Here is a 2,450-nt window from a genome sequence, read left to right as displayed (position 1 = left end):
AGGCTGCGTAACCATGTCACGAAGATCATCGGTAAGCCGTGTGCGGGAAAACCGCACGCACGGATTGAAAGGGGGATGGGGAAACGGATCTGCTCTGCAGACACCGCGCCCCTGACTACCAATGACTGTGTTCTCGGCGCTGTCGCTCGCCGGGGTGTCGATTCTGGTGGCGCTGGTGGTCGGTATTGCGATAGGCAGCCGGCTGGCGCCGCGGGTCGTCGAACGCAGGCAGCAGGCGCTGGCCGAGTGGGCCGGCATCACCGTCGCGCAGATGCTGCAGCGCATCGCCGCGCTCTCACCCTTGGGCACCGCGGTGGTGGACACCCACCGCGACGTGGTCTACCGCAACGACCGGGCCGACGAACTGGGCCTGGTGCGCGACCGCCAGCTGGACGACCAGGCCTGGGAGGCCGCCCGCCAGGCGCTGGCCAGCGGCGAGGACACCGAATTCGACCTGGTGCCGGGCAAGCGTGCGGCCCGCCTGTCGGTACACGGCCACGCGCGGCTGCTCAGCGAGGATGACCGCCGCTTCGCCGTGGTCTTCGTCTACGACCAGTCCGAGTACGCCCGGATGGAGGCCACCCGGCGCGACTTCGTGGCCAACGTCAGCCACGAGCTCAAGACTCCCGTCGGCGCGATGGCGGTGCTCGCCGAGGCGCTGCTGTCCTCCGCCGACGACCCGGAGACGGTCCGCCGGTTCGGGGAGAAGGTGCTCGCGGAGGCCAACCGGCTCGGCGACATGGTCGGCGAGCTGATCGAACTGTCCCGACTGCAGGGCGCCGAGCGGTTGCCCGACCTGGGTACCGTCGACGTCGACACGGTGGTGACCGAGGCGATTTCGCGCCACAAGGTAGCCGCCGACAACGCCGACATCGGCATCCGCACCGATGAGCCGAGCGGCCTGCGGATGCGGGGCGACCAGACGCTGCTGGTCACCGCGCTGGCCAACCTGGTGTCCAACGCGATCAGGTACTCGCCGCGCGGGTCGCTGGTGTCGATCAGCCGTCGCCGCCGCGCCGACTTCGTCGAGATCGCCGTCACCGACCGGGGCATCGGCATCGCGCGGAAAGACCAGGAGAGGGTCTTCGAGCGGTTCTTCCGCAGCGACAAGGCGCGGTCCCGAACCACCGGCGGCAGCGGGCTGGGGCTGGCGATCGTCAAGCACGTCGCCGCCAATCACAACGGCAACATCGGGCTGTGGAGCCAGCCTGGAACCGGGTCGACGTTCACACTGTCCATCCCGGCCTATCCGGACCACAGCGAAGAACCCGGCCCGTCGGAGCTTCACGCCCGGCCGAATAAGTCGGAACGAGAGGAAGAACTACGTCGATGACCCGCGCTGTCGACGATGCAGTGGGGCCCCCGCGAAGCCGGGGACGAAGCGATGAGGAGGAGCAGCGCTGATGACCAGTGTGCTGATCGTGGAAGACGAGGAATCGCTGGCCGATCCGCTGGCGTTCCTGCTGCGCAAGGAGGGCTTCGAGGCCACCGTGGTGACCGACGGGGCGTCGGCGCTGGCCGAGTTCGACCGGGCCGGGGCCGACATCGTGCTGCTCGACCTGATGCTGCCGGGTATGTCCGGCACCGACGTGTGCAAGCAGCTGCGCGCCCGCTCGAGTGTGCCGGTGATCATGGTCACCGCCCGGGACAGCGAGATCGACAAGGTGGTCGGCCTGGAGCTGGGCGCCGACGACTATGTCACCAAGCCGTATTCGGCGCGCGAGTTGATCGCCCGAATCCGGGCGGTGCTGCGCCGCGGCGGGGACGACGAGTCCGAGGTTGCCGACGGCGTACTGGAATCGGGTCCGGTGCGCATGGACGTCGAACGCCACGTCGTGTCGGTGAACGGCGAACAGATCACGTTGCCGCTCAAGGAATTTGACCTCCTGGAGTACCTGATGCGCAACACCGGCCGGGTGCTGACCCGCGGACAGCTGATCGATCGGGTGTGGGGGGCGGACTACGTCGGTGACACCAAGACCCTCGACGTGCATGTCAAGCGGCTACGGTCCAAGATCGAGGCCGACCCGGCCAATCCGGTGCACCTGGTGACGGTGCGCGGACTGGGCTACAAGCTGGAGGGCTAAGAGTTGATCCGTAATGGGTCATGCAGCGCCAATCAGCTTGGGGTCTGGTTGTTTTCGGCTGGTCCCGCGACGTCCACGCTTGCGCGCTGGTCTGTTCGGGGGTGGGCCGAGTGCTGCTTGCTCAGCAGGGGCCACCGGGTGCTGTTGGTGGCTGCCGGTCCTGGCCGGTCCAACACCATCTGGTGGTGCTGGTGGCTGGTGCCGGTTGACTGAGCCCTCCCACTCTTGCTGGGAGACCAGCCACGCCCGCAGGGCGTGGGCAAGCGTGTAGTCGACTCGAGCGGTGTGCGGATCATCGGGATCGGAAAGCTCCACGCAGGCCGCCAGTATCGCCGAGGTGATGTCGCGGTCGGCGTGTAACCC

Annotated in this window: 2 protein-coding genes and 1 pseudogene; 2 read left to right on the top strand and 1 reads right to left on the bottom strand. The window is 67.8% G+C overall.

All coding sequences use genetic code 11. From position 1 onward, the window contains the following. The first annotated feature begins 121 nt into the window (after positions 1-121). Together ACRDTL_RS14045 and regX are read left to right on the top strand one after the other, a co-directional pair. A complete protein-coding gene (locus ACRDTL_RS14045) occupies positions 122-1,333 on the top strand; it encodes a sensor histidine kinase (protein ID WP_431507314.1) in 1,212 nt (403 codons plus the stop codon). Between the two features lie 70 nt (positions 1,334-1,403). Beyond that, complete coding sequence (regX, locus tag ACRDTL_RS14040) at positions 1,404-2,087, top strand: two-component sensory transduction protein RegX (protein ID WP_431507313.1); 684 nt, start codon at positions 1,404-1,406, stop codon at positions 2,085-2,087. 18 nt (positions 2,088-2,105) lie between these two features. On the opposite strand, the pseudogene ACRDTL_RS14035 reads toward regX, so the two are convergent. After that, positions 2,106-2,450: pseudogene (locus ACRDTL_RS14035) on the bottom strand (transposase); the annotation flags it as partial.

The organism is Mycobacterium sp. (assembly GCF_050700595.1).
In the GTDB taxonomy this organism is placed as follows: domain Bacteria; phylum Actinomycetota; class Actinomycetes; order Mycobacteriales; family Mycobacteriaceae; genus Mycobacterium.
This window is presented reverse-complemented; position numbering and strand designations above follow the sequence as displayed.